The following is a 2133-nucleotide window of genomic DNA, read 5'->3' as shown; positions in this document are numbered from 1 at the left end:
GGCCGCCCCGGCTCACGGCGGACGGGCGACGGGGTTTTGGGTTGATCGGCAAACCACACCCGCGAGCTATGTGTCGCATCCGCAAAGAACATCCAGCGGCTGAGCGCTACCCCCAGCCACGCGCTCCCTGCGCCCCACACCAGGCCTGTGGTCCCCTGCGCGGCCGCCAGACACGGCCCCACCACGGCCAAGACCAAGACAGCGGCATAGCCACTGGTGCGAACCGCGGCCGGCAGGACCGGCCAGATTTGTGTCTGCGTGCGGTACGGCGGCCGACTCCCGCCCGCGTCTTGCAACCGGTAGGGCCGCCCCGCGAGCCCCGTCCCCGTCGCCGCCAGCACCCCGGCGGCCGCCACGCGAAACGCCCGAATTTGCAAACTCACGAGCGCGCCAAAGACCAGCGCGAATGCCGCGTCCAGCCCCGGCCAGCCGCCCCAACCCGGTCCCCCGATGATCACGGCCACCGCCCCAGCTCCGGCCCCGCCACTCAGCAGCGCGGCCGCAAAGAACACCACCACCGTGAGCGGCGAATGCCAACTCCGCATCGCCGGAATCGTCGCATATAGCATGGCGGTGATATACACCGCCACCGCGCCGAGCCCCGCCGCGAGCAGCGTCGCGGCTTCCCACAGGCCGCGCGCCTGCGGCCACAGCACACGCAGGGCGACCGCGACCGACAACACGGCCATGTATCCTCCCGTGCTCAAGGCCTCGCGACTCAGCCAGGAACTGCGTAACCGGCGTAAGACATAGCGGGCCGCCGCCAACCGGTGCATGTGAAACACCGACGCGCTGCCCCCGAGGGCGCCCGTGCCCCACGCGAGCCACTCCCATGCCTGCACCGTGCCCGTCGACACCGGCCACCCGCCCACCAGCGCCGCGGCCACGACCGCCATCACGCCCCACGACACGCCTTGCAATAACGTTAATGCCAATAATGGCCACGTCGGACGCATTACGATCCCTCCCCAAGGACCCGATCAATCGTCTCGGGATCCACGATCCCCGGCGCATGCCGCCGGGGCAGATAATGGATGGCCGGGCGCGCGCCCAACTCGGGCAACAAGACAAACCCTTGCCGCTCGGCCACCAAATGCGCGACGGCCGAATCCGGGTCCTCTAAATCGCCAAAGGTGCGGGCGTGCGTGGGACAACTTTGCACGCACGCGGGCTGCCGGTCTTCGGGCGGCAGGCTCTCATCTTCGATCCGGTCTATGCACAGCGTGCATTTCTTGACCACGCCCTCATGCTCATCAAATTCCCGCACGCCATAGGGACACGCCCACATGCACAACTGACACCCAATACAGGCCTCGTAATCGACCAGCACCACCCCGTTATCGTCGCGCTTGTACGAGGCGCCGGTCGGACAGACCGGGACGCAGGGCGCGTCATAACAATGCATGCAGGCCTTGGGCAAGTACATGACCCCGACGTGTGGGTATTCCCCCGCCTCCATGCCGATGACCCGGTTCCACCACATGCCTTCGGCCTCCCGGTACGGGTCGTGATCGGGCACGGGCCCAAAGTCGCCGGAGGTATTGTGCTCTTTACAGGAGACTTGGCAACTCTTGCAGCCCACACATTTGTTCAAGTCCGTGATAATCGTCAGTTGCATTAACGTCCTCCCCCTTTGCGGGTCGTATACCGTAAGTGCGGCAAGTTCACCATGTCCGCCCGCCGGGGTTTCAGCGGGGCCACTTTCGGCCATACCTCGTGCAGCTCCGAGGGGTACACGCGGACCTTCGTGTCATACCATCCCGCTTGCCCGGTAATCGGATCATTGTTAAACGTCACCGTGCCATCACGCGACGTCAAGGTGTCGGGCACAATATGATTGACTAAAATGGCCTGCTGGCTTTCCGGGGCGTCGGGATGCAGCCCCCAGGCCCCCGGCGCCTTGGCAATCGCATTCCACGTCCACACGGTCCCCGGTTCCACCGCATCCGAGAAGCGCAGCTTCGCCGTCATCCGCCCCTGGCGCGATTCTATCCACACCCATTGCCCGTCCGTCAGTCCTAACGCGTGGGCCGCTTGCGGATTGATAAAGAGCGGATTCTCCATCAAGAGTTGCCGCAGCCACGCATTTTGCGAGCCCCACGAATGATAGTGGGTCATGGGCCGCTGCGTAAT

At 65.4% G+C, this 2133-nt stretch carries 3 protein-coding genes; all 3 read right to left on the bottom strand.

The window, feature by feature from the left end; genetic code table 11:
• Positions 1–956 (bottom strand): DmsC/YnfH family molybdoenzyme membrane anchor subunit (locus CO251_RS03930; RefSeq protein WP_103374508.1); only part of this gene is annotated, 956 nt, incomplete at its 3' end.
• Positions 956–1618, bottom strand: coding sequence for a 4Fe-4S dicluster domain-containing protein (locus CO251_RS03925; protein ID WP_103374507.1), 663 nt, complete (start codon positions 1616–1618; stop codon positions 956–958). The genes CO251_RS03925 and CO251_RS03930, both read right to left, overlap by 1 nt.
• On the bottom strand, positions 1618–2133 hold a 516-nt coding region (locus CO251_RS03920; RefSeq protein WP_304465933.1), incomplete at its 5' end, for a molybdopterin dinucleotide binding domain-containing protein. The genes CO251_RS03920 and CO251_RS03925, both read right to left, overlap by 1 nt.

The sequence above is a fragment of the Sulfobacillus sp. hq2 genome, assembly GCF_002903155.1.
GTDB lineage: Bacteria > Bacillota > Sulfobacillia > Sulfobacillales > Sulfobacillaceae > Sulfobacillus > Sulfobacillus thermotolerans.
This window is presented reverse-complemented; position numbering and strand designations above follow the sequence as displayed.

Coding starts and splice junctions, on each gene's coding strand:
- CO251_RS03925 (WP_103374507.1), bottom strand. CDS start 1,618: ATGCAACTGACGATTATCACGGACTTGAACAAATGTGTGGGCTGCAAG.